Genomic DNA, 25,403 nt, shown 5'->3' on the forward strand with positions numbered 1-25,403 from the left:
CAACGGAGTTTGTTATTTTATATTTATGATCTAACTTCAACTTCAACAAATGAAAAATTATCAAAATACATTGTTTGTTGACCTGTTGAAGAATTTGGGTTTGAAGGTGGATTTATTACAAGTGTTACTTTCTTTTTTGAATTGATTTCAGATAAAGTGACAATATGCTCAATTTTAACCCATTGTCCTCTAGGTAAGCCATCTAGGTTCCATGCTTCAGGAGCTAATTCTGGAACTTCTCCACCCCAGGTCCAAAATTTTTCCATAGTATTTCCTGCTTCTAAATAAACCATAAAAGAAATTTTATATGTACCAGCTGGTATCATATCAATGGTACCCAATCCAAATGTATGTAATTGGTAGGTCTTAGTAATTCCATCAACATTAAATTTCATACTTGCATTTCCTTCATATGCTTTTTCTGTAGTTCTAGACCAAATAGGGGTATCTGCAGAGCCATTTAAAGGAGCTCCTACCCAGAAGGCACCATTAGGCCCTGAAAAAGCTCTTGCTAAATCTCCGTCAAGTCCAATTTCGTAACCAGACCAACTATTAGATTTTAAGATGTTGCCACCAATATACATTTGTACATTTGTAGCAGGGAAACTGGCTAACTGTCGGGTGTCTGTTGATTCAATTTCACCACCGTTATAGGCAACAGTAACTACATCAGAATTATAAATTTTTTCAGATAAAGTTAAATCTATATAGGTTGCATCTGTAGTATTAACACTAGCTTTTAAAACAGGTATTGTTTGGTCAAAACCAGCAGCAGTGTTTTTCACATGAACCACAAATTTATCTTCTTGATCTGTAAATGGAACAATTTCACCCGTAACTTGGAAAGAAATTTTTTCATTAGCATCTTCTTTAATCGCACCGTTTATTTTAAATGGTTGAGATGAAGGAATTACATTTATTTTTAATGGAATAGTTTTTTCTACAGAAGCAGTTGGGTAAGGTGTAGCTCTAAGCGCTTTAAAAACTCCTGCATTATATGTTCCAAGTTTAAAAAATTTAACAGTAACAGTGTCTAAATTAGAACTAGCAGGAATACCGCTAGGTATTGCCCAATTTCTACCATTAGCACGTCCTGTTGTTGTTTGGTCTATAAATGTTAATGTTGCACCCGCTTCTACTTCAACTGTTGGCCAAGATGCTTCATTTTTAATAGAAGTTAATTGGTCTTCAGTAATTGATAATACTTCAACATTATTTTGTAATATTTTAAAAGCAGGTTTTAAATTAGCAAATACATCAAATGTAAATGTAGTATCAATAACCCAAAAATTTCCTTCTTTTTTTGAATTTAAAGTTCCAGCACTAGATTTATAGCTTACTGGCTCTGGAAATTTATTTAACAAGCGGACTTTATTTACACCACTTTTTCTGAAAATTACATGTGCTTTTACGTCGGTTGTAGTTAAGCCAGCTTCTGAGTTTATAAATAAAGGTAAGGAATCACCTTTTTTAAAGCCTTCATTTAAAAATGCATTTCCATCTTCAATAATCCATTGGTGACTTGATGCGCCTACCGATAAATCGAAAAAAGACATAAAACTATCTTCTTCAATATTAAATGGGTTTTGGGTGAATTTTTGTAAACTAATAATCCAAGATACATCAGATAGTTCATCTACAGGTGTATAATCCACATACTCCTCTTCTTCACAACTTACTAAAATTAGTAAGCTAATAAAAAATGATATTATTCTTATATTTTTCATAAAATAAATATTAGTTATTAATATTAGGGTTTGAATTAATTTCAGTTTGAGGTATAGGGTATGTACTATGTTGACTTTCTATGTAGTTTAAAGCAGGAATATCGAACTCATAATCAACAACTTTAAATTCACCAGTACTAGGTGCTGTACGAACTAAAGATGGAAAATTATATTTCCATTTTGTTGCTCCTGTTTCATCGATATACTTATAGTTTTCAGCGTAATAAACCTCATTTGATAATTCAGTTAATCTTTGTTTGAAACCGTAGTTGTCAGATTTTTCCCAACGTTTAAAATCTAAAAATCGAGTCATATGACCTTCGATAGAAGTTTCTAGAGGTTTTTCAATTTTCATTAAACGCTGCATTAGTTCTTCTGCAGAATATGATTCTTCATCATAAGTATAAGATAAATTACCATTACTTTCTCCAAGTAAAACTAAGCCCCATCTTTTACGGATTTCATTTATTAATTTAATAGCTTCGTCTACATCTCCTGTTTTAATTTTACATTCGGCTTGCATTAACATAACTGTTGATAATCTTAACAATGTTACATTTTTACTAGACCAAGACGTTCCTAATGGTAATTCTGACTCTGATTCAACAATATCATGATTTGTAAAATGTTTCCAATATCCAAATCCCCATGCTGTTGCGTGAAATTTACCACCTTTAACATCAGTTACAGGAGCACCATAATATAAAGTTTGATAGTCCTCTACTATTGCTATCATTGCAGAAGCTCTTAAAGGAACATTGCGTTGTGTTAGGCCAGTTGTAGCATGTACAAAGTAATTTCTAGAATCTAAAGGGTCCATAGGTTCGTTTTTATAAGCTATTACGGCCCATGATGGAGCAAATACAGCACCTTTAACACTATTAGAGGTTAATTGGTTTAACCAGTTTGTACCAGAAGAACCATCCCAGGGAGATAATGATGTATCTATATTATCTGAAGTATAGTTTATTTCTAAAATAGATTCTTTATTAAATTCACCAGCCGTTGTAAATAACTTATCCATATCGTACTCAAGAGCATATCCATGATTGTTTATTACATCATCAAAATATTCCATTGCTTTTACGTAGTTTAATTCATTTAAATAGCTATCTCCTAAAATTGTTGCGGCAGCACCTGAGGTAACTCTACTTTTATCTCCACTCGGATATTCACCATTTTTGTATAAATTTTTATAAGCAAATTCTAAATCTTCTCTAATAAATTTAAGCACATCTTCTGCTGGAGATAAAGGTTTCGAAAAATCATCATTGGTTAATGGAACGGCTTCTCTAATTATGATATTACCATTGTTAAAAGAGGTATATAAATAATAATGAAATAAACCTCTTAAAAAACGAGCTTGCCCCATTTGTGAAGTCCATTCCTCAGTTTCAACTGTACCTTCTAAATCTTCAAGCGCTCCAATAACTTGGTTTGCTCTAAAAATTCCTTGATATAATGCTTGCCATTTATCAGATAATGATGTAGAGCTTACGTTATACGTTTGATTATAAAATTCTTCTGTTTTATTAGGTACTGGTCTTCCATAACCAGGGTATCCCATATCAGCTCTTAAGGCTTCTAAATTTATATTAAGAATAGAAAGATTATTAAGTACTTTATAGGTTGCATTTAAACCAGCACCAGTTTCATCTAAATTTCTCCAATAATTGTCTTTTGCAATTTCATTGGGATTGATTTCCTCTAAAAAATCATTCGTATCACAGGAAGTTAAAAGGCTTACTGAAATTATTAATAGTAAATATTTAAAATTTATATTTTTCATAATTATAATGTCTTAAAAATTAAAATTTAACCCAATCAAATATTGTGCAGATGTTGGTCCAGTACCTTTGTCTAGTCCTCTTGCAGCAATACCTCCTCCAACTTCTGGATTGTATCCAGAATATTTTGTAATTGTTAATGGGTTTTGAGCACTTAGGTATACTCTAATTCTGTTTACACCAAGTTTATTTATAGTTTTTTTAGGAAGACTGTATCCTAAAGAAATTTGTTTTAAACGTAAATATGATCCATCTTCTAACCATAAATCGCTATACCCAATAAAATTATTATGTGTTCTCATATCTTCTCGATATGCTGGGATAGAAGTTACAGGGTTGGCCTCTGACCATTGATAAATTTGATCTTTATGTCTGCCAAAACCAAAAGCCCAAGCGTTAAACCCATTCATTATTTCTTGGCCTAATGCAGCATACCAGTTCATAGAGAAATCAAAATTTTTGTAGTTTGCATTAAAAGTATAACCTATTTCATATTCAGGTAAACCACTTCCGCTATACACTCTATCATTATCATCTAAAATACCATCATTATTGTTATCATTAAACATAGTATCACCCATACGAGCTCCACTATCTATTTTTTGATATTCGGCTAGTTTTTCTTCTGTATCAACAATACCATTTGTTGTCCACAAGTAAAATGCTCCTGCTTCTCGTCCTACGGCTAAAGCCGTTACTCTTGATTGGGTTGGAGCTCTATTTACTAGCCCAAAATCATTAGTAAATAAAAATTCAGTATCTCCATTAATTTTAGTAATTTCATTAGTGTTTGTTGAGAAATTAGCACTCATGTTCCAATTTACTTTACCGGTATGGCCTTTATATTGAGCAGATATTTCAGCACCAGTATTGGTCATATTACCAACATTTAATGTTACAGAGGCATTGTTTCCTCCACCTGCTGATAGTGGTAAAAACACCGGGAATAACATATCTTTCTTTTTAGCATAATAGTATTCAGCAGTAATGGTTAATTTATTTTTTAAGAAACCTAAATCTATACCAATGTTTGAAGTAGTAGTAGTTTCCCATTTTAAAAGTTCATTTGCGTAAGAAGTTTGTGATGCTCCTAAATTTAAGGTTTCATTAGTTCCATCATAACCTACATAATTTAGGTTTTGTTCAATTCCAGGTGAAAATTCGTACGAACCAATTCTGTCATTACCTACTGAACCATGAGAAAGTCTTAGTTTAAAATTATTAGCAGTCCCTTTAAGTGATTCCCAAAAACCTTCATCAGATATATTCCAAGCTAGAGAAACAGAAGGGAAAACACCCCATTGATTGTCTGAAGGGAATTTAGAGGAACCATCTCTACGAACACTTGAGCTAAATAAATATTTCCCTTTATAGTCGTATTGAAGTCTTCCAATAGTACCAATTCTTGTGTCGGTATAGTCAAAACCAGAGCTTACAGTTTGTTCACCAGTTGCTCTATCTAGCACTCTTCCGTCAGGGTCAGTAGCACCGGTTCTTTCTGCGCTAAATTGTTCATTTTTATATTTTTCAATTGTAGCAAATGCTGTAAGTGTAAGTTTATGGTTATTTAATTGTTTTTGAAACGTAAGACCAGCATCTGAGCTTAATGATGTTCTATAGCCACTGCTTCTTCTAATATAGCTTGTGTTTGGATTAGTTTGAAGTTTACCTTCAGTACTGTAAATTGCTTGGTAGGGTCTATACTCACTTCCATAAGTGTTTTGAGTAGTAAGCCCTGTGTTTGAAGCAATGCTTAAGTTTTTAGAAATTTTATAGTTAATTCTAAAAGAAGCATTTGTTCTAACAGCTTTTACATTTTGTTCTGTTCTTAAACTCTCTAAAACCCATCCTAACCTATTTACATCATCACCAGAACCTCCGTCTAAAGTTGAAAAATTACTAGGGTCTAAACCATTTTGAGTTGGATTGTATACAATAGCTTGTGAAAGCAAAAAGTTTTGAGGAATTTCTCTGTTGTCAATAGATAAACCAACACTTGTTTGAATTCTTAATTTATTTTTAGTGTAAACTGTATTTGCACGTGTGTTAAAACGTTCATATGAAGAATTTAATTGTAAGCCATCTTGTTGAAAAAATCCAACAGAAACATTGTAAGTGATGTCTTTTGTACCTCCTGATATGTTTGTATTATAGTTTTGAACGGGTGCATTATTGCTTGGAAAAATTAAACTATTTAAATCTGTTTCATTTTGAAATGAATAAGGATTTTTTACAATTTCTAAACTTGAAGCTGATTCTTCATCAAAAAATCCACCAACATTACGTTTTACAACCAAATCAAAATAGGTTTGTTCTACAGAGTTCATTAATGGAATTGCTGCATTTCTATGCTGAATAGCATAACTTACATTTGTTCTAACCAGTAAAGATCCCTCTTTACCTTGCTTTGTTGTTATTAAAATAACTCCAGTTGCACCACGTGACCCATAAATAGCTGTTGAGGCAGCATCTTTTAAAATATCAATAGTTTCAATGTCTGAAGGAGGAATTCTTGGATCACTTTCTTGAATAATACCATCTACTACATATAGAGGGGTGTTATCTCCTAATGTAGTAATACCTCTAATTAAAATTTCTGCCGATCCACCAGGCGTAGACGAGCTAATGATGTTTACTCCAGCTGCTTGACCTTGTAATGCAGTTGCTAAATCTGATGTAGATATTTTTTCTAATGCTTCAGATTGTACTTGAGCTACAGCTCCAGTTAATTCTTTTTTAGAAACAGTACCATATCCTATTACAACAACTTCTGTTAAACTTTCAATATTTGAAGTTAATACAACATTTAGTTGTTTTCCGGTTACTTTAATAGTTCTGCTTTCCATTCCAAGAAAACTAAATATTAATTCAGCTCCTTTTTTTGCTTTTATTGAATATTCTCCATCAAAATTAGTTGAGGTTCCAATTGTAGTTCCTTTTACTAAAACTGTAGCTCCTGGTATTGGTAAACCATCATCCGAACTTGTTACAATTCCTTGCACAGTTATATTTTGTGCATGTGAATTAAAATTGCAGAAAAATACAAATAAGGATAATAGCATATATCTGGCTATTACTTTTTTGGATACTAATATTTTTGTTATTTTCATCTGATTAATTTTAATTTGTTTGATTAAGATTTTGTTTTTTTAAAATCATATAATTATATGTTTTTATGAGTTATAGATTGTTAACAAAGAAAACGATTTTGAGATCTATTAAATTTCTATAAATTATCTCTTACTTATTCTATTTTACCCTTAACATATTCTATTTTAATTAAGGGTAGTTGTTTGAAAAGGTGAATGATAAATTGTTAAATAAGGAAGTAACTTAATGGTAAGTTTTATAAGAATTAGATAAAAAAACCAGTTTAATATGAAATTTATTTGGGCTTTAGGCGTATGGTTTTAAAATTAAAACTGCCTTAAAAGTGATGAAATTTTTTATTTTAAACCAATTAACTTTTTTAGGTTATTTAAACGTATTCCGCAATTTTTTTTTAAAACTGGAATTTGTTAATCTTAGATTTAAGAAATGTATGAAGTCATTTCTAAGAGAATCTAATGTTAATTGTATTTGGTGTAAATTTTACTTTTAAGGCAGTTAATAAAGCGTTAATTCATTATGTGTTTTGGTCTAGCTTTGTATTTATCCATTCTATCAATATCAAAATTTTCGAACTCTCTTTTTAATAACCATCGTGGGCGTTCTAGAGTAGATTCCCATTCAAAAAGTTCTTTAAAAAGTTGTCTTACTATTTTTGGATAACTAGCAGCTAAATCTGTTTGTTCTTTTATATCATTAGGAATATAATAAAGTTCTGCTGGTCTATCTGGAAAACGTATTAATTTCCAATCTCCTTTTCTAATACAGGCCCTTGTGTCTTTTTTCCAAAATAACGCTTCATGAGGTTTAGAATTAATTTGATTGTTAATATATGGAAGTAAATTAACACCATCAATATCTTTTATAGATTTAGGATCTCCACCAGCAGCAGCATAAAATGTAGGTAGTAAGTCAAGTGTGCTAATTGGAGAATTATAAGTTGTACTTGGTTTTAATTTTCCAGGCCATTTCATTATAAAAGGTACTCGAATACCACCTTCTAAATGATTCGATTTTGTTCCGCTTAAAGGTAAATTACTTGATGCATTTTTGTCGGTTGGTCCACCATTATCGTTTGTATAGACCACAAGTGTGTTGTCATCAATACCTAGTTCTTTTAATTTGTCTAATATTTTTCCAGAAGCTCTATCAAGAGCTAAGGTCATAGCAGCTACAACTTTTCGTTTACCCTCTAAGTTAGGAAATTTAGCTAAATCTTCAGGAGTTGCATCCATTGGGGTATGTACAGCATTAAAAGATACAAAAGCAAAAAAAGGTTGTTCATTTTTGGCATTTTTTTCTATAAATTTTAAAGCTTCATCGGCTAAAACATCAGTCAAATATTTTTCAGGTTCCACAAAGTTTCGAAACCCTCTTTCCATTAAATCTAATTTACTTGCAGGTTCTTTTGAATAAGCAAAATAACTTCTGGCTCCGCCTCTAAAACCATAAAACTCATCAAAACCTCTTTTGGTAGGGTGGAAGCGATCTGCACCTCCTAAATGCCATTTACCATAAAAAGCAGTTGCGTAACCTTGCTCTTTTAAATATTCTGCTAATAATGTTTCTTCAATAGGGACCCCCATTTCATCACCATCAGCACCAGAAACAGCACTCATGTAGCCCGGAACATTATTTTCTTCAAACCCAAACCTTTGTTGATATTTTCCGGTCATTAATCCTGCTCTAGATGGTCCGCAAGTGGGATCTGTAACGTAAGCCTGATTAAATAAAACTCCTTCTTGAGCTAATTTGTTTAAATTTGGAGTGATCATTGTTTTACTTCCTTGAAATCCAAAATCTGCATAACCTGCATCATCTGAAAACAACATAACAATATTAGGTTTTTTTTGTGCATTTGTAAGTTGAATAGTTAATATAACAAGTGCAGATAATAAAATAGTTTTTAAATGTTTCATAATATTAAGATTATTGAAAAGACAAATTCTAGTTATAGTATTAAGTGTTATTATTCAATATTTTTATACTAAGAATACCCCATTACTACAACTGCAACAATAATTACAAATACACCAAATAACATTGTGTAAAAAGGTTTTTTAGCACCTTCCCATTCTTTATTTAAATAAGACCAAATGTTTCCAACAATTAGAGAAAGGCCTAGCATAATTGGCCAAGCAATTACATCTCCTAGGCTACCCATAAGTGTTGCTCCTTGTCCGTAAATACCTAAAGCGCCAAACCAAAGTATACCAGCAATAATAGACCACATATAGGCTTTACCTGAATTAGGAGTGGTAAATGAACTCCATGTGTTGTTTTTAAATAATAAGAATACAGCATAACCAGCATTAATAGCAAACCCTCCCCAAAGTACTACTACCCAAATAGCTAGACTACTATTACGGGAAATTGCTCCGGCATTTTGAGCTAAATCTCCTATAGCACTTCCTGCGGTGAACCCAATAGCTAAAAAAGCGGATAAGAAACCACTTATAATAGCTATAATTAATCCTAGTTTTAAATTTACTTTTTCACCAGTAGTTTTGGTAATACTTTTAATTTTATCTTTTTTAACACCTGCATAAGCTGTAATAGCAACACCAATTAACATAATAGTAACACCGCCTAAAATATAAGGTAGTGCAGGTGCCATTTTTTGATATTCAACATCGGTGGCAGTAAATAAAGGAATTAAACCTCCTGCAGCTGCACAAACACCCATTACAATTCCATACGTTAAAGAAATACCAATATAGGGAACACTTTTTCCAAACATAATTCCACCAATTCCCCATAATGCACCAAAAGCCATTGCTTTTAATATGTCTTCAGTAGGTGCGCTAGTAACAACATTATATAAATCTGGGGTTACAAAATAAGCCCATAAAGTAGGAATTAATATCATTGCAAAAATTGAATGCACTAACCACCAAGCTTCCCATTTTAAAGGATTCATAAATTTCATTCCAAGGCCAAATGATCCTTGAAAAATACTTGCAAAAATTACTAATAAAAAAGGGAGAAACATAGATTCCATAGTATATTATGTTTTAGTTGTATTTTTAAATTTTAAACTTAAAATATATTGAATACTTAGAGTGTTAAGTATTCAATATATATTTATAACTAGTTAGAGAGCAGTTGAAATTCGTTTTTTTACTAAATAATCATCTAAGGCTAAGTGCGAGCAATCATGACCAATTCCACTATTTTTAAAACCGCCATGCGGTAGATAAATAGCATATTTAACACCATTAATTTGAATTTCACCAAATTCTAATTCTTCAGTAAAACGCTCTATTCTTTTATGGTTATTTGTAAAAATGTAAGATGCTAATCCAAATTCGGTATCATTAGCTAATTCTAGTACTTCATCATCAGTTTCGAAACTCATAATTGCTGCAACTGGACCAAAAGTTTCTTTTCTGAAAAGATCCATATCTGGAGTTATATTTGAAACGATAGTAGGTTCAATCCAGTTTCCTTTTTCAGGAAATCCTTCAGGGATTTTTCCACCATATTCTAATTTAGCTCCTTTACTTACAGCATCTTCAACCAAATTAAACATTCTATCTCTGTCTGATCGAGTAACAACTGGCCCCATAAAGACCTCTGGATTTTCTTTAGTTCCGAAGCCTAATTTTAATTCAGAAGCTCTTTTTACATAAGCTTTCATAAATTTTTCATAGATATTTTTATGAACAAAAATTCTATTTGCAGCTACACAAACTTGGCCAGAATTACCAAATTTTAATCCAATAGCTAAATCTAACGCTGTATCAAAATCAGCATCTTCAAAGATTATAAATGGAGCATTTCCGCCCAATTCCATTCCTAATTTTTTTATAGAAGTAACACTGTCTGCTATAACTTTTTGACCAGTTGCAGTAGAACCAATCATTGTTAAAACAGCTGGAATTTTACTAGTTGTCATAGGTATAGCAACTTCTTTGCTAGAGCCTGCAACAATATTTACAACTCCTGCAGGGAAATTAATGCTGTTTAATATTTCTCCAATCATATAAGTTGATAAAGGAGATAGCATTGAAGGTTTTATAATTATTGAACATCCGGCAGCTAGGGCAGGGCCTAATTTAAAGCCTACATTTAGTAAAGGAAAATTCCAAGCTAAATATGCTACAGCAACACCAGCAGGTTTAGAAATCATTTTATGAGTATGTGTGTTCTCATAATCTGGTATTTGTTCTTCTCTCATATTTTTCATTGCTGCAGGGTACCATTCTAAAGCATTAACTACAGCTTCAATGTCTTCATAAGCACCAGCGTAGGTTTTACCCATTTCATGAACCATTGCAGTTCTTAATTCATGTTCTTTTTCTAAAATGGCAGAACGGAGTTTAGTCATCCATGCAGTTCTTTCTGTAAGTGAAAGTTTAGACCAATATTTAAAACCTTTTTGAGCAGAAATTAAAGCTTTTTCTGCATCAGCTTTACTTGCTTTAGCTACTTGTGCTATTACTTCACCAGTGGCTGGGCATATTACATCTGCTTTTTCTCCACTAACAGCATCAACTAATTGTCCGTCAATATATAATTTTTTATAACCAAAATTTTGAGTTTTCATATCTGTATGTTTTAAATAATTGAACTTTCTGCTAAATTTTTTGTAATTGAAAATTTATGTAAAATCTTTTCGTCAATATCAATTCCTAGACCAGGTCTATTAGGTACATCGATTAGGCCATTTTTCATTTCAATTTTAGGGAAGGTTAATTTATCTCTTAATCCATTTTCTGTTTGATCGTATTCCATTAAAAATTCTGGTTGATTCATTCTTCCTGGAATTGATTCTAAATTAGAAATAAAATGTAAAGCTACATGAATTCCTATTGAAGTTCCCCAAGTATGAGGAATTATATCAATTCCGTTTGCGCTAGCAATTGCAGAGATTCGTTTAGCTTCAGTTAAACCACCGCTAGCACAAATATCTGGTTGAATTATATCTACAGCCTTATTTTTAATTAATTGTTGAAAACCAAATCTCAAATATTCGCATTCTCCTCCTGAAATAGGGATGGTTGTTTTACTTCTTAATTCTTTAGATTGTTCATAAAATTCAGGAGAAATAGGCTCTTCAAACCAACCGATATCATATTTTTCAATTTTTCTAGATAGTTCTATTGCTTCTCTTAATGTATAAGCGTGGTTAGAATCTACCATTAGGCTAATATCTGGGCCTATTGCTTCACGAATACTTTTTACTATTTCTATATCTTGCTTTATTCCTAATCCAACTTTCATTTTCATAGCTTTAAAGCCTTGTTTTACGTATGATTTAGCTTCTTCAACTAGACCTTCTGCAGGATTTTCATAGTTTGTAAAGTAAAGTCCAGTAGCATAAGGTCTAATTTTAGATCTATGAGACCCTCCTAATAATGTTGAAATAGGTAAGCCTAAAATTTTACCTTTTAAATCCCAAATAGCAATATCGATAGCACTTAAAGAGGCAACTAAAATTCCACGTCTGGCATAATCTAAAGTTTTACGATACATATGATTCCAGATTACTTCATTTTCTAAAGGATTTTTTCCAATTACATGCGGTGCAATTATTTTAATACCTTCTTCTAAAATAGTTGCAGGCCCATATCCTTCTCCCCATCCATATGTTCCATCGGAAGCAGTAACCTTTACAACACAGATGCATCTTTCAGAATATTCCCATTGTGAAAAGAAAAAACTTTTAGATAGTTTATCTTTTAGAACAAAGGTTTCAATTTTAATGATTTTCATATTTTGATATTTTTTTGTTGACGCTAAAGCAGAAAACTGTATTTTATTTATTTGGATAAAATTATAGATTGTTGTAATTCCTATAATCCCCATAATTATCTTAAACAAATCAAATATTACCTTTATTATGTGCAGAAATATATAGTTGGTTTTATATATGTGTGTATTATTTTTGAATATTTAGTAAATTTTTATTCCTATTTTACATAAAATTTATAACAATAATAAACTTTAAAATTAAGTTTAATTCATTCTGTTAATATTTTAAAAGTAGTTTTTTTATTTAATTATTTTTGTTAATTTACTATTTTTAAAGGTATTTAAGGGTGTGATTTTTTATTATAGTAAAAGGTAGAATACTTAATAAGTTAGTTTTTAAAGTATATATATGTTAGGTTTGAAAATATACTTTAAGTATTATAGGAAGGATTGACTTAAAAAAAAAGCCCTATAATTAATAAATTATAAGGCTTTCGCGGAGAAAGAGGAACGGGAACTATGATTTTAATGTATTGATAATCAGGCTGTAATATCTTTATTTATATTGATTACGCACCGAATTACACACCGAATTGTTAATGTGTTGATTGATAGATTTTTAAGGCGTATTTTAGGTTGATTTTAATTTTTTTGAGTGAAAATTGGTTGATTTTAACTTTGTGTTAATAAAAAAATATTTGTTTTTAAAATTTAACATATAATTAATAATCTCCGGGGGTTCGAATCTTTTTTTTTAGGTTCGGGAGTAAACATTAAGAAGTTGTTCAACTTGAAAAAAGTTTAACTTATGGAAGATGTAATAACTCTTGATAGATGAATATTTATAGTTTACTAATGAAAATTAACTAAGGGAAAGCTAAAAAAGAAACTTGTAGTTCACCAATCTTTTTGTAACCCAATGGATTCATATGGATAGGGTCATAATAGTATAAACCATTATTGTATATATTAAAACCACCTAAAGTGAACTGATCAAGAAATTGTATCCCATGTAATTCACAAATCATTTTTTGCATTTCAACGTATTTAATCATTCCCTGTTTGTAAAATGGATCATAAGCACCTCTATCATTAAAAGCTTTGCTAGATGTAAAAAAGTATATCGTAGCTTTTGGGTTTATATCATATATTTTATTAATACAATAGTTAATTCCTCCAGCTTGAGTTATTCTTTTATTTTCATCATAGCCATCAAGATCTGTGTAATCAGTGTAGTTTCCGATGTCTCTTTTATTAGTATAATCATTTGTTGATGCCCAAAGAATATAAATATCAAATACACCTGCTTCATCAACTTGTTGCTGCATAGATTTTCCTTGTAAAGAAGAAAATCCTTCACCTGGTACTCCATAATTAGTAATAGTCATTCCTAAGTGTTTTTTCCATAGTATTTTTGCACTATCGCTCGCTGGTATAACTGAAACAGAACCTCCAAAAACGGCTACAGATTTACCGTAGTTTAAAGATTTTTTAAATGTTATTGAATCTACTTCAATTTGTGAAAAAGCATTTGAGGTTAAAAAAAACAAGAAAATGAAATAATTTAAACTTCTTTTCATAAAAATTGTATTTTAAATTAAAAAAAATAAAGATATTTATAACTGACCGATTAATTAGTTTTAATGATAACAGTTAAAGCAGAAAAAAAACAAGAAATTTTAAATTATATAATTCTCCCATCTAAAAGATTAATAATACGAGATCCATACGTAGCATTTTTTTCTGAATGGGTAACTTGAATAATAGTGACACCTTCATTATTTAATTGCTTAAAGAGTTCCATAATTTCTTCACCTTGTTTTGAATTTAGATTACCAGTAGGCTCATCAGCTAAAATAAGTTTAGGTTTTGTTATTAAAGCTCTTGCAATTCCGACCAATTGTTGTTGCCCACCACTAAGTTGCGTAGGGAAGAGATCTTTTTTACCTACAATATTAAAACGATCTAACATATCTGCTACTAGTGCTTTTCTTTCTGAAGCACTAATTTTTTTATATAAAAGTGGCATCTCTAAATTTTCATAAACCGTTAATTCGTCAATTAAATGATATGCTTGAAATACAAAACCAATGTATTGTTTATAAATATTAGCTCGGTGTTTTTCTTTTAATTTGTGAATAGGTTCATCTAAAAAATTATAAGCACCTTCATTAAAATTATCGAGCATTCCAATAATATTTAATAAAGTTGATTTTCCTGAACCTGACGGCCCCATTACAGAGATAAATTCTCCTTCTTTAACTTCTAGGTCAATGTCTTTTAACAAAAAGATACGTTGACCTCCAGAGTTTACCCATTTAAAAATGTTGTTAAGTTGTAATATCATTATAATTTATTTTTTTAGAAATTAAAATTATTCGTTTCTTAATGCTTTCACAGGATTATTATTTGCAGCTTTAAAACTCTGCAAGCTCACTGTTATTATGGCTATTTTAAAGGCAATAATTCCAGATAATGCAAAAATCCACCAATCGATAGAAGTTTTATAAGCGAAATTTTCCAGCCATTTATTCATAACAAACCAAGAAGTTGGAACTGCAATAATAAATGCCAATGCAACCCATTTTATAAAATCTTTGTTTAAGAGTATTAAAATATCTTTTATTGTTGCTCCATTTACTTTTCTAATACCTATTTCTTTTACTCGAGTGCGTGCAGTAAAAAAGGTTAATCCTAACAGTCCAATTACAGCTATTAATATTGCAATAAAACTGAAAAAACTAATAATTTTCTGTTGTGCAATAAACGATTTGTAGTTCGAAACCAATAAATCGTCTAGAAAAGAAACTTCAAATGGTGTTTCAGGAAATCTTTCCTTCCAAAGTTTGTCAATTTCAGTTATTAAATTTTGAATGTCAGATGATTGAAATCTAATATTAACCGTAGTATACCCCCATCCATCCCAATTAGGGTTTGACATAATAAGCATTGGTTGTACGGCATTTTCTAAAGATGCAAAATTGAAATCTTGCACAACACCTATTACTTCTAGATCTCCATCTCTATGTATAAATTTGTTTAATGGATTGTCCCAACCAGATTTTTTCGCTAATTGTTCATTTATTAAAATAGCATTTTTGTCGAAATTGCTATTCATTTTAAAATTTCTTCCTGAAAGTAATTCAATATTAAAACACTCCAAAAAGTCGGCATCGGTATATAAGGCATTTAACATAGAGATTTCTTCTTCGTCGCCAATTCTATAACCATTTCCGGTGATTCCATTACCAATTTTTTGGCTAGATAAACTTACTGATTGAATTTCTGCAAGTTGTTGTAAATCTTGTTTAAATGGTAACAATTCGTTGTTAAGAAATTCACCATCAGCTTGCAGTGTAATTATATTTTCAGAATCAAACCCGAGTTCAGAATTCAGTAAAAAGCTGTTTTGACGTGCAACAATTAAAACTGCAATTAATAACATAATAACAATTGTAAATTGAAATGAAATTAAAAAATTTCCTGTTGCTTTTTTAGGATTATTAACTATTAAAGAGTCTTTTAAAGGTTCAGTACCTTTCGTAAATTTAAATTGTTGTGTTGAAAAGTAAGTGACTAAAAATGATAACAAAAGAATTGTTAGAAATAGAAATATACCAATTGACAATGTATTATTCTTGACAAACTATACTATAGATATTATTCCATCAGATTTTAGAGATTTTTTTGTTAACAGTTCAGAATCAATTCAACAAGAAATTGTATCCTCATTATTGTCTTTATCTTTACAAGAGAGTAAAGTGAAAGATGTTGGACATATTAGAGCTTTAAGTGTCAACATTGTAAAGACAAACATGTTCGAGCCAATGACAAACTCAAAGGTGTTCAACGTTATTTTTGTAATGGTTGTAAGAAGAATTTTAACGAAACTACAGGGGGGGTATAATATAAAAAAGAAGGAGAGGTTAAATCGTTATCTATATTGCTTGTTATCAGGTTGTAGTATTAGAAAAAGTGCAAAAGAAACAGAAATATCTATTCAAATATCTTTTGATTGGCATTATAAACTTCTCACTTCATTTTCTAGTGAATCTGTAGACGAATTTCAAGGGATTGTAGAGAGTGATGATTTATTTTTTGTTTATTCATAAAAAGGAAATCTCCATTTGGATAGAAAACCAAAAAAGCGAGGTGAAAAGGCAAGTAAAGCAGGCATAAGTGAAGGGAAAGTTGTTGTAGTAGCAACTTGCGACAGAGTTGGAAACAAAGATTTTAAAGTAGTTACAATAGGTCTTATTAGTAAACAAGATTTAGACAATATACTTAAAGGTAAACTAGATAAGGCAGATGTAATTTGTAGTTACAGTCATAGAAGCTATGGTGCATTTGCAAAAGACAATACAATTATCCACAAAAAATTCAACACATCAAAAGGGTAACGAACTGTGGATAAAGTATATCACGTGCAAAATGTGAATAAATATGGATATGAGATTGAGAAGATTTATGGATTCTTTTAATGGTGTAGCTACAAAAAATTCAAAATTATTTGAATTGGTTCTTGGTACTTGAAAAGATAAAGAACTCAACCAGTAAGATGGCAGCAGTAACAGCCATCGCTTTTGCTTCAAATAACGTATGGCTTGAGTATAAACAACTATTGTTCAAAATGTTAATTTGAACTTAGCTTTTTTAATTGAGTTAAGTTTTTAAACTCCTTACCTTATAATGTAGATATGATATATGTTTTATTGTGTTAATAATTATACTATAATTTTAAGATTGGATAATAACAGCATAATATCAGGATTGTACAAGATAGTTTATTGAAATGTAATTACTTAATTTGTATTACTGTTGTTAATAAAATAGATAATTTAATTATAGCTTTTATAAGATGCAGTGACTATATAGTAAGATTATTAATGATTTGATTGAGTTTGGTTAATATTCTTTAACAAAATATATTTTGTTAAAGAATATTTTATTCTAAATTTAGTTTGCAGGATAGTGCAGGATGTAATGAACTTTAATTAATTTTAATTTTATAATCAATTATATTTAAACATAAATACACATACATAATCTATTATTTATATGCGAAAATTCAATTTTTTATTAGGAATTTTATTGTCTCTAACTTGTTATAAACAGGTGTTATCTCAAGAGAAAGGAGGAGATAAAAACAAACCAAATATTATTTTTATTTTAACTGATGATCAACGCTTTGATGCAATTGGTTATGCCGGAAATAAATATGTAGAAACTCCAGAGATGGATGCTTTGGCAAAGGGTGGATCTTATTTTCATAACGCTATAGTAACCACACCAATTTGTTCAGCAAGTAGATCATCTATTTGGACAGGTTTACATGAGCGTACGCATAACTATGATTTTCAAACAGGAAATTTAAGAACTGAGTATATGAACAATGCGTACCCGTTGTTACTTAGAAATAATGGATATTATACTGGGTTTTACGGGAAATTTGGAGCTAAATACGATGATTTAGATAAGCAATTTGACGATTATGAATCATATGATAGAAATAACAGGTACAAAGACAAAAGAGGGTATTATTATAAAACAATTGATAAAGATACGGTACATTTAACACGATATACTGGACAAAAAGCCTTAGATTTTATTGAGAATTCATCTAAAGAAAAACCATTCCTTTTATCATTAAGTTTTAGTGCACCACACGCACATGACGGAGCTGTTGAACAATATTTTTGGCAAGGTACCACAGATAAATTATTAACAGAAGCGACAATTCCGGGGCCGAAATTAGCCGAGGATAAGTATTTTGAAGCACAACCTCAAATAGTTAAAGACGGATTTAGTAGGTTGCGTTGGACTTGGCGTTATGATACTCCTGAAAAATACCAACATAGTATGAAAGGGTATTATAGAATGATTTCTGGAGTTGATTTAGAAATTGCTAAAATACGTGAGAAATTAAAAGAAAAAGGTTTGGATAAAAATACCGTAATCATTGTAATGGGTGATAACGGATATTTTCAAGGAGAACGTCAATTAGCTGGTAAATGGCTAATGTATGACAACTCTATTCGTGTACCGCTAATTATTTACGATCCAAGAGTAAACAATCATAAAGATGTAGATGAAATGGCGTTGAATATAGATGTTACTTCGACCATTGCTGATATTGCAGGGATAGACGTACCCGATGAATGGCAAGGTAAAAGTTTAATGCCAATAGTTAAGGGTGAGAAAAAATCAATAGAAAGAGATACCATTCTTATAGAACATCTTTGGGATTTTAGTGAAATTCCACCAAGTGAAGGTGTAAGAACTAAAGAATGGAAATATTTTAGATATGTAAACGATAAAACTATTGAAGAACTTTATAATTTAGAAAAAGATCCTAATGAAACAAAAAATTTAATAGGAAGTAAAAGGTATAAAAAAGTTGCGGATAATTTACGTTTAAAATTAGATGAACTTATTAAGAAAAATAGCGATAAATATAGAAATCCACCTACAAATTTAACAGTTGAATTAATTAGAGAACCAGAAACTGATGTTGAGATTTTTGATTTAAAACCTGAATTTGGTTGGAATGTGCCAATTGAATCTAATTTTCAAGGAGCATACCAGATATTAGTAGCTTCAACAAAAGAAATTATTAACGCTAATAATGGAGACGTTTGGGATAGTAAACGTGTAAGTTCAAGTAAATCAACTGATGTTGAATACCAAGGGGAACCATTGGAAGTCGGAAAAACATACTATTGGAAAGTTAGAATTTGGGATGAAGCTAATAGATTAGTTGACTATTCTGAACCTCAAAAATTCACTACAGGGAAAAGTGATAGCTATATTATTTCTACAGAAAATAAATTTATAGAAAATAAAATTAAACCTGTAAATTTTGAAAAAAGAGGTGATTTCTATTTCATCGATTTTGGAAAAGCCGCTTTTGCAACTTTAAATTTTACTTACAATGCTAAAACACCACATACAATTACTGTTCGAGTTGGTGAAATGTTAGATGATAATGGCAATGTAAATAGAGTTGTACCAAAGAAAAGTAATATTCGTTACCAAGAGTTAAAGGTAGATGTAAAACCAGGTAAAACAGAATACCAAATAAAGGTGCAAACCGACGAGAGAAATACAAGACCAAATAAAGCAATTCCTTTACCAGATGGTTTTCCACCATTAGTTCCATACAGATATGCAGAAATTGAAGGCTTTCAAGGAGAGTTAAAAGCTGAAGATTTTACACAATTAGCTTTTAATACCTATTGGGATGAAGATGCAAGTAGTTTTACAAGTAATAATGATATTTTAAATCAGGTTTGGGATTTGTCAAAATACTCTATAAAAGCAACAACTTTTAATGGATTATATGTTGATGGAGATAGAGAGCGTATTCCTTATGAAGCAGATGCGTACTTAAATCAATTAAGTCATTATACTACTGATAGAGAATATGCAATGGCAAGACGTACCATTGAGTATTTTATGCAACACCCAACTTGGCCAACAGAATGGCAGCAACACGTACCTTTATTAATCTATGCAGATTATATGTATACAGGTAACACCGAATTAATTGAGCGTTATTATGAGGCATTAAAACATAAATCTTTATTTGAATTATCTAATGAAGATGGTTTAATTACGTCTACTAAGGTTGATAAGGAATTTATGAGGAAGTTAGGTTTCCCTGATGGATACAAAAAACCATTAACAGACATAGTAGATTGGCCTTCAAAGAATTTTGCAGGTAGTAAAACTAAAGGAGAGCGTGATGGATTTGTATTTAAGCCTTACAGTACAGTAATCAATGCCTTTTTTTATGAAAATATGAAAATTATGGCTGAGTTTGCTAAATTATTAGGGAAAACGCAAGAAGCATTAGATTTTGAATATAGAGCTGCAAAAGCTAAAAAAGCAGTGAATGAACAAATGTTTAATAAAGAAAAAGGTGTTTATGTAGATGGAATTGGTACAGACCACGCATCTTTACACGCAAATATGATGCCTTTAGCTTTTGGGTTGGTTCCTCAAGAACATTATCAATCTGTATTAGATTACGTAAAATCTAGAGGTATGGCTTGTAGTGTTTACGGAGCACAATTTTTAATGGATGGCTTATACAATGCAGGTGAAGAAGATTATGCCCTTGAATTATTAGCTAGTAAAGCAAAAAGAAGTTGGTACAATATGATTCGTGTAGGATCTACAATTACATTAGAAGCTTGGGATTATGAATATAAAGTAAACTTAGATTGGAATCACGCTTGGGGTGCGGCACCAGCAAATGTTATTCCTAGAGGGTTATGGGGAATTAAACCAAAAACACCTGGGTTTGGTATAGCAACTATTAAACCTCAAATGAGTAAATTAAGATCAAGTTCAATTAAAGTACCAACCGTAAGAGGTACTATTAAAGCAACTTATAAGTACAATGGCGCTAGACTTCAAACATATGAAATTGAGATACCTGCAAATATGGTAGCTGAATTTTCTTTAAATGATATAGAAGGAAAAGATTTTATTCACAATGGTGAAAAAGTACCATCAGCTTTTGATGTAGTACGTTTAGCACCAGGAAAACATACTATTCAGCTTAAAATTAACTCGTTTTAATTAACCGATCAAAACATGAATACACGTTTATTTGTATTAATATTAATAACAATTAGCTTTTATTCATGTTTTGATGATAAGAAGGCTGTAATTGACGGTGAATTAAAAAAGTGGCATAGAATTACATTAGAGTTTCAAGGACCAGAAACAAGTGAACTTGCCGAAGATAATCCATTTTTAAATTATCGCTTAGATGTAACTTTTAAAAATAATGGAAAGCAATATGTAATTCCTGGTTTTTATGCAGCTGACGGTAATGCAGCTGAAACTAGCAGCGTAGCCGGAAATAGTTGGAAAGTGCGTTTTACACCCGATGCTAATGGAGAATGGACTTACAATGTTTCTTTTAAAAAAGGAGCAAATATTGCAGTAGCTGACGATTCTAGTGATGGAGCGAGTGCAGGGTTTATGGACGGACAAACTGGGGAATTTACCATTGTAAATTCTAACAAAAAAGGAATTGATAATAGAGCAAAAGGCCGTTTGCAATATGTTGGAGAATCTTATTTAAAGTTTGCTGAAAGTCAAAAATACTTTATAAAACTTGGAGTTGATGCCCCAGAAAATTTATTAGCTTATAATGATTTTGATGTTTCAACAAACGCCTTAGGTTTTCAGAAGAAATGGGAACCTCATGCCAAAGATTTTGATGAAAATGCAAAACCATATTTATGGAAAGAAACCAAAGGAAAGAACCTGTTAGGTGCCATTAATTACTTAGCTAAAGAAGAACTAAATGTATTTTCATTTTTAACATTTAATGTGGATGGTGATGATAGAAATATATTTCCTCATCTATTAAAAGTTCCTATTCCGGAATACGAAGTATATTCTAGTAAAAAGAAGAACAAAGAAGCTTGGGAAACCATGTTTCATAAAACAAGGTTTGATGTTTCTAAATTGGCACAATGGGAGCGAATTTTTGAATATGCTGAAACCAAAGGTATGTTCCTTCATTTTAAAACTCATGAAACAGAAACCGATCACTTAATGGATAAAGGTGTTTTTGGTGTTGAAGGTAAATTATATTACAGAGAATTGATTGCTAGGTTTGGACATCACTTAGCTATGAACTGGAACCTAGGTGAAGAAAACAATCAACCTATTTCAGAAGTGATAAAAGTTGCGGAATATGTTTCTAACATAGATGCCTATAACAGCCACTTGGTAATTCATACGTTTCCAAACAAAGATCATAGATATGTTGAACTAATAGGTGATCAATCCTTATTAACCGGTGCTTCTTTGCAATTAAGTCATCCTGATTTTAACGATGTTCATCCGAGAGTATTAAAGTGGCGAAACAAATCTAATGCAACAGGAAAAAAGTGGGCATTAGCTGTTGATGAACCCGGAAAAGCCAACGTTGCTTTACTTCCTGATGACGAAGACCCTGAACATAATTATGCTCGCTCCAGAGCTTTGTGGGGTACCTTAATGGCCGGAGGTTTTGGAGTAGAATGGTATTTTGGGTATGCAAGTCCAAATTCAGATTTAACCTGTCAAGATTTTAGAAGTAGAGACCTGTTTTGGGATCAAAATAAACACGCATTAAATTTTTTCAATAACCATATTCCATTTTGGGAAATGGGACCAAGCGATAACCTAACTGTAGATGAAGTCTCTTATTGTATGGCTAAAAAAGATGAAGTTTATGTGGTTTATACTGAATCTAATGCCGATAAAATTAAACTAGATGTTGGAACTTCAGGAAATAGTTTTCAAGTGAAATGGTTCGACCCTAGAAACGGTGGAGATTTACAAAATGGTTCAGTAGCTATAGTGAAAGCGAATGGAATTGTTGAACTAGGAACACCACCTTCAGAGTACGAAAAAGACTGGGTTGTTTTAGTGACTAAAAAGTAATAATTATTTGGATGAAGAAGCTTCTTAAAATTATTGTTTGTAACCTAATTTTTGGAAATATAATTTTCGCATTCGCACAAAATAAAGAGCGGCCTTTTATTTGGGTACAAGAAAAAGACAGCAATGAAATTCTTCGTAAAATTGAGAATGAATTTTGGGCACAAGATTTTTATAAGGAGTTTAAGGAGCGCTTAGATAACAATATTGTTTTATATAAAAAATCACCAAATGAATTTCTAAAGAAAATTCCATTTGAGTGGTCGAAGCAAATTAAGGGGAAAACACCACCGCTAAAAACATTCAATAACTCTACCGATGCAAATAATTTGGATAGGTATAATCAGTATAAGTATTTACAAATAGGTGTAGATTGTGGAGTCTTATATTTTTTAACCAAAGATGAAACATATGCACAATGTGCTGTCGCTATTTTACACGCATTTATTGAAGGATTATTACAAATTGAACCATCTAAAAACAAAGGAAATGGTGGTTGGTTATATCCAACGGATCATTTAAGAGAAGCGCGTGTTATTGGGGCTCAAATCCCAATTATTTATGATTTTATAACGCCTTATATTAAAAAGAATAACAAAACCTACGATATTGGAAAAAATGGATTTACCAATTTTTCCATTGAAAATGCTCAAAAAGTTTTTTTAACCTATGCAGAATTAGCAGTGGAACATGGGCATACAGGTTCTAATTGGTCGGTGTTAGAATCTTTTAGTTTGGTTCAAAACGCATTGGCTTTAGAAGATTCAGCATTGAGAAAAAAATATTTAGATTATTATTTAGTAGCAGGAACGGATAAGCAAGATGCTTTGCCAGAAATTGCTGAAAATTATAAAAATGAAGGAGATGTATATCCAGAAACTTCGCAATATTCAAATGGAGTAGCTGCTTATACAACTCGAATGTTGATTATTCTCAATAAGTATGATTCCAATTTAAAATTAGGGCAAAAGTATTATAGAATCCCTTTTTCGTTAGATAGGTGGAATAGTGTTCGGTATCCAAATGGTGAAATAATTCGTTTTGGAGATGGGCACAGAGCGTTTAATGTGCCTTATAGTTCTTACGATATGGCTTACCAATTAGGAAAGCAAGATGATGTAATTAAATTGACGGATAAATTTGGCCCATTGGTTACTGAAAGTATTAAAGAAGGTTTGTATGATAGATCGAAAGTAGGCCAGCGGTCAGGCTCAATTAAAGTGTATGATACACCCACTAAATTATTGTGGCTCCAAAAAACAAAAGACTACTCTTTTGAGAATAATAGTTTGCCAAGAACCGATCAGTTTACTCACGCAGGTGTTTTTTTACAACGTAATTTAAGTTCAACTAAAAAGGAAGAAGACGGATTAATGTGTTTTGTAGGTGGTGCGCATATGGTACATGGTCATGCAGGAGGAATGGATATGGAGCTATATGGCTTAGGTGAAGTGTTAGGAGTAGATCACGGTCGCGGAAAGTATAGAACAGATTTACATGAAAATTATTCAAGATTGTTTGCCGCTCATAATTCTGTGATTGTAAATGGGGCAAGCCAAGGAGAAGGAGGTTGGGTGAGTTTAGGAATGAATTCAACAGAATTGATAATGATGGAGCCAAAGCCATTAGAAGAAGCTATTTCACCAAATTATTCTTTTACAAGAACTAGTTTTTTAGACGATAAAGGCGATAAAGCTGAAGCAACGCAAGAACGAACCATGGCCCTAATAAGAACTTCACCAACTACAGGGTATTATGTTGATGTTTTTCGTTCAAAATCTGAATTACCAAATGAATATCACGATTACCTGTATCATAATATTGGAGATGAATTGCAGTTTTTAAATGAAGATTTAAAACTGAAATCTGATGAAAATCGATTTATGGCGAATGCAAATGCTGAATACCGCTATAATAGGAAGTATAGAAATCCAGGTTGGCATTTTTTTACAGATGTACAATCTTCTAATACTTATGAATCGGATGTGAAGTTAACATTTAATATCAATGAGCTCAATAATAAAAAAGGATATATGAATCTTTTTGTTATGGGAAATAAAAACAGAGAATACACTAAAGTTTTAGCTCCCAAAACTTTTGAGGCACCTGAACCGTATAATGAATTGCCGACACCTACATTAGTTATCCGTCAAAAAGGAGAAGCTTGGACCAATCCATTCGCTGTAATTTACGAACCAACTTTTGATAAAGATGCTATAAATGGAATTCAATTTGTAGAAAAACTTGAAAATAATGGTGTTTTTAAAGGTTTTAAGGTGGTTAGTAAAATAAACAAAAATGAGATTATCCAATATATTATCAATCAATCACCAAATGATCTATATGAAAATAAGCAATTAGAGATTTATTTTAAAGGGTCTTTTGCCGTTTTAACTTTCGAAAATAATAAATTACAGAACCTATATATAGGAGAAGGGAGATCTTTAAAAAGTAATCAAGTAGAACTGCAATCAACAGATTCAAAGTCGATAGAAGTTTATATTGATTTTTCAATAGAAAATTCAAAAGTGAACGCTACTGAGAATACAAAAATAACGATCATAAAACACTAGTTAATCTATACTAGAAATAATAAAAATTCCACCTAAAAGTAATTTGTAAGCTTCATCATATT

General features: G+C 31.2%; 15 protein-coding genes. 5 read left to right on the top strand and 10 right to left on the bottom strand.

Annotation, left to right across the window (positions count from 1 at the left end):
• Positions 1–23: 23 nt before the first annotated feature.
• The 10 genes from MKD41_RS01020 to MKD41_RS01065 all read right to left on the bottom strand — a co-directional run bounded on the left by MKD41_RS01020 (position 24) and on the right by MKD41_RS01065 (position 15,911).
• The gene (locus MKD41_RS01020; protein ID WP_240243591.1) at positions 24–1,727 is read right to left on the bottom strand and encodes a hypothetical protein; all 1,704 of its coding nucleotides are present in this window, start codon (positions 1,725–1,727) and stop codon (positions 24–26) included.
• Positions 1,728–1,737: 10 nt separating this feature from the next.
• Positions 1,738–3,516 (bottom strand): RagB/SusD family nutrient uptake outer membrane protein, encoded by a 1,779-nt coding sequence (locus MKD41_RS01025; protein WP_240243592.1) that lies wholly within the window; start codon positions 3,514–3,516, stop codon positions 1,738–1,740.
• 12 nt (positions 3,517–3,528) lie between these two features.
• Positions 3,529–6,624, bottom strand: coding sequence for a SusC/RagA family TonB-linked outer membrane protein (locus MKD41_RS01030; protein ID WP_240243593.1), 3,096 nt, complete (start codon positions 6,622–6,624; stop codon positions 3,529–3,531).
• Positions 6,625–7,131: 507 nt separating this feature from the next.
• A complete protein-coding gene (locus MKD41_RS01035; protein ID WP_240243594.1) occupies positions 7,132–8,541 on the bottom strand; it encodes a sulfatase in 1,410 nt (469 codons plus the stop codon).
• A 68-nt stretch (positions 8,542–8,609) separates the two neighbouring features.
• Entirely contained in the window at positions 8,610–9,623 is a 1,014-nt protein-coding gene (locus tag MKD41_RS01040; protein WP_240243595.1) for an L-rhamnose/proton symporter RhaT, read from the bottom strand.
• Between the two features lie 93 nt (positions 9,624–9,716).
• A complete protein-coding gene (locus MKD41_RS01045; protein ID WP_240243596.1) occupies positions 9,717–11,171 on the bottom strand; it encodes an NAD-dependent succinate-semialdehyde dehydrogenase in 1,455 nt (484 codons plus the stop codon).
• An 11-nt stretch (positions 11,172–11,182) separates the two neighbouring features.
• Complete coding sequence (locus MKD41_RS01050) at positions 11,183–12,340, bottom strand: mandelate racemase/muconate lactonizing enzyme family protein (protein ID WP_240243597.1); 1,158 nt, start codon at positions 12,338–12,340, stop codon at positions 11,183–11,185.
• A gap of 845 nt (positions 12,341–13,185) precedes the next feature.
• A complete protein-coding gene (locus MKD41_RS01055; protein WP_240243598.1) occupies positions 13,186–13,899 on the bottom strand; it encodes an SGNH/GDSL hydrolase family protein in 714 nt (237 codons plus the stop codon).
• Between the two features lie 104 nt (positions 13,900–14,003).
• Positions 14,004–14,666 (bottom strand): ABC transporter ATP-binding protein, encoded by a 663-nt coding sequence (locus MKD41_RS01060; protein WP_240243599.1) that lies wholly within the window; start codon positions 14,664–14,666, stop codon positions 14,004–14,006.
• Positions 14,667–14,693: 27 nt separating this feature from the next.
• Positions 14,694–15,911, bottom strand: a complete 1,218-nt coding sequence (locus MKD41_RS01065) for an ABC transporter permease (protein WP_240243600.1) — start codon at positions 15,909–15,911, stop codon at positions 14,694–14,696.
• Between the two features lie 46 nt (positions 15,912–15,957).
• Here MKD41_RS01065 and MKD41_RS01070 point away from each other — a divergent pair, with 46 nt between their 5' ends.
• From MKD41_RS01070 to MKD41_RS01090, 5 genes are all read left to right on the top strand, one after another.
• A complete protein-coding gene (locus MKD41_RS01070; protein ID WP_240243601.1) occupies positions 15,958–16,431 on the top strand; it encodes a hypothetical protein in 474 nt (157 codons plus the stop codon).
• Positions 16,432–16,446: 15 nt separating this feature from the next.
• Positions 16,447–16,719 carry a hypothetical protein gene (locus tag MKD41_RS01075; protein WP_240243602.1) on the top strand — a complete coding sequence of 91 codons (273 nt, stop codon included), beginning with the start codon at positions 16,447–16,449 and terminating at the stop codon, positions 16,717–16,719.
• A 658-nt stretch (positions 16,720–17,377) separates the two neighbouring features.
• A complete protein-coding gene (locus tag MKD41_RS01080; RefSeq protein WP_240243603.1) occupies positions 17,378–20,905 on the top strand; it encodes a family 78 glycoside hydrolase catalytic domain in 3,528 nt (1,175 codons plus the stop codon).
• A gap of 15 nt (positions 20,906–20,920) precedes the next feature.
• A complete protein-coding gene (locus MKD41_RS01085; RefSeq protein ID WP_240243604.1) occupies positions 20,921–22,771 on the top strand; it encodes a DUF5060 domain-containing protein in 1,851 nt (616 codons plus the stop codon).
• A gap of 11 nt (positions 22,772–22,782) precedes the next feature.
• Positions 22,783–25,341 (top strand): heparinase II/III domain-containing protein, encoded by a 2,559-nt coding sequence (locus MKD41_RS01090; protein WP_240243605.1) that lies wholly within the window; start codon positions 22,783–22,785, stop codon positions 25,339–25,341.
• Positions 25,342–25,403 lie beyond the last annotated feature (62 nt).

It is taken from the genome of Lutibacter sp. A64 (genome assembly GCF_022429565.1).
GTDB lineage: Bacteria > Bacteroidota > Bacteroidia > Flavobacteriales > Flavobacteriaceae > Lutibacter.

Coding starts and splice junctions, on each gene's coding strand:
- MKD41_RS01020 (WP_240243591.1), bottom strand. CDS start 1,727: ATGAAAAATATAAGAATAATATCATTTTTTATTAGCTTACTAATTTTA.
- MKD41_RS01025 (WP_240243592.1), bottom strand. CDS start 3,516: ATGAAAAATATAAATTTTAAATATTTACTATTAATAATTTCAGTAAGC.
- MKD41_RS01030 (WP_240243593.1), bottom strand. CDS start 6,624: ATGAAAATAACAAAAATATTAGTATCCAAAAAAGTAATAGCCAGATAT.
- MKD41_RS01035 (WP_240243594.1), bottom strand. CDS start 8,541: ATGAAACATTTAAAAACTATTTTATTATCTGCACTTGTTATATTAACT.
- MKD41_RS01040 (WP_240243595.1), bottom strand. CDS start 9,623: ATGGAATCTATGTTTCTCCCTTTTTTATTAGTAATTTTTGCAAGTATT.
- MKD41_RS01045 (WP_240243596.1), bottom strand. CDS start 11,171: ATGAAAACTCAAAATTTTGGTTATAAAAAATTATATATTGACGGACAA.
- MKD41_RS01050 (WP_240243597.1), bottom strand. CDS start 12,340: ATGAAAATCATTAAAATTGAAACCTTTGTTCTAAAAGATAAACTATCT.
- MKD41_RS01055 (WP_240243598.1), bottom strand. CDS start 13,899: ATGAAAAGAAGTTTAAATTATTTCATTTTCTTGTTTTTTTTAACCTCA.
- MKD41_RS01060 (WP_240243599.1), bottom strand. CDS start 14,666: ATGATATTACAACTTAACAACATTTTTAAATGGGTAAACTCTGGAGGT.
- MKD41_RS01080 (WP_240243603.1), top strand. CDS start 17,378: ATGCGAAAATTCAATTTTTTATTAGGAATTTTATTGTCTCTAACTTGT.
- MKD41_RS01085 (WP_240243604.1), top strand. CDS start 20,921: ATGAATACACGTTTATTTGTATTAATATTAATAACAATTAGCTTTTAT.
- MKD41_RS01090 (WP_240243605.1), top strand. CDS start 22,783: ATGAAGAAGCTTCTTAAAATTATTGTTTGTAACCTAATTTTTGGAAAT.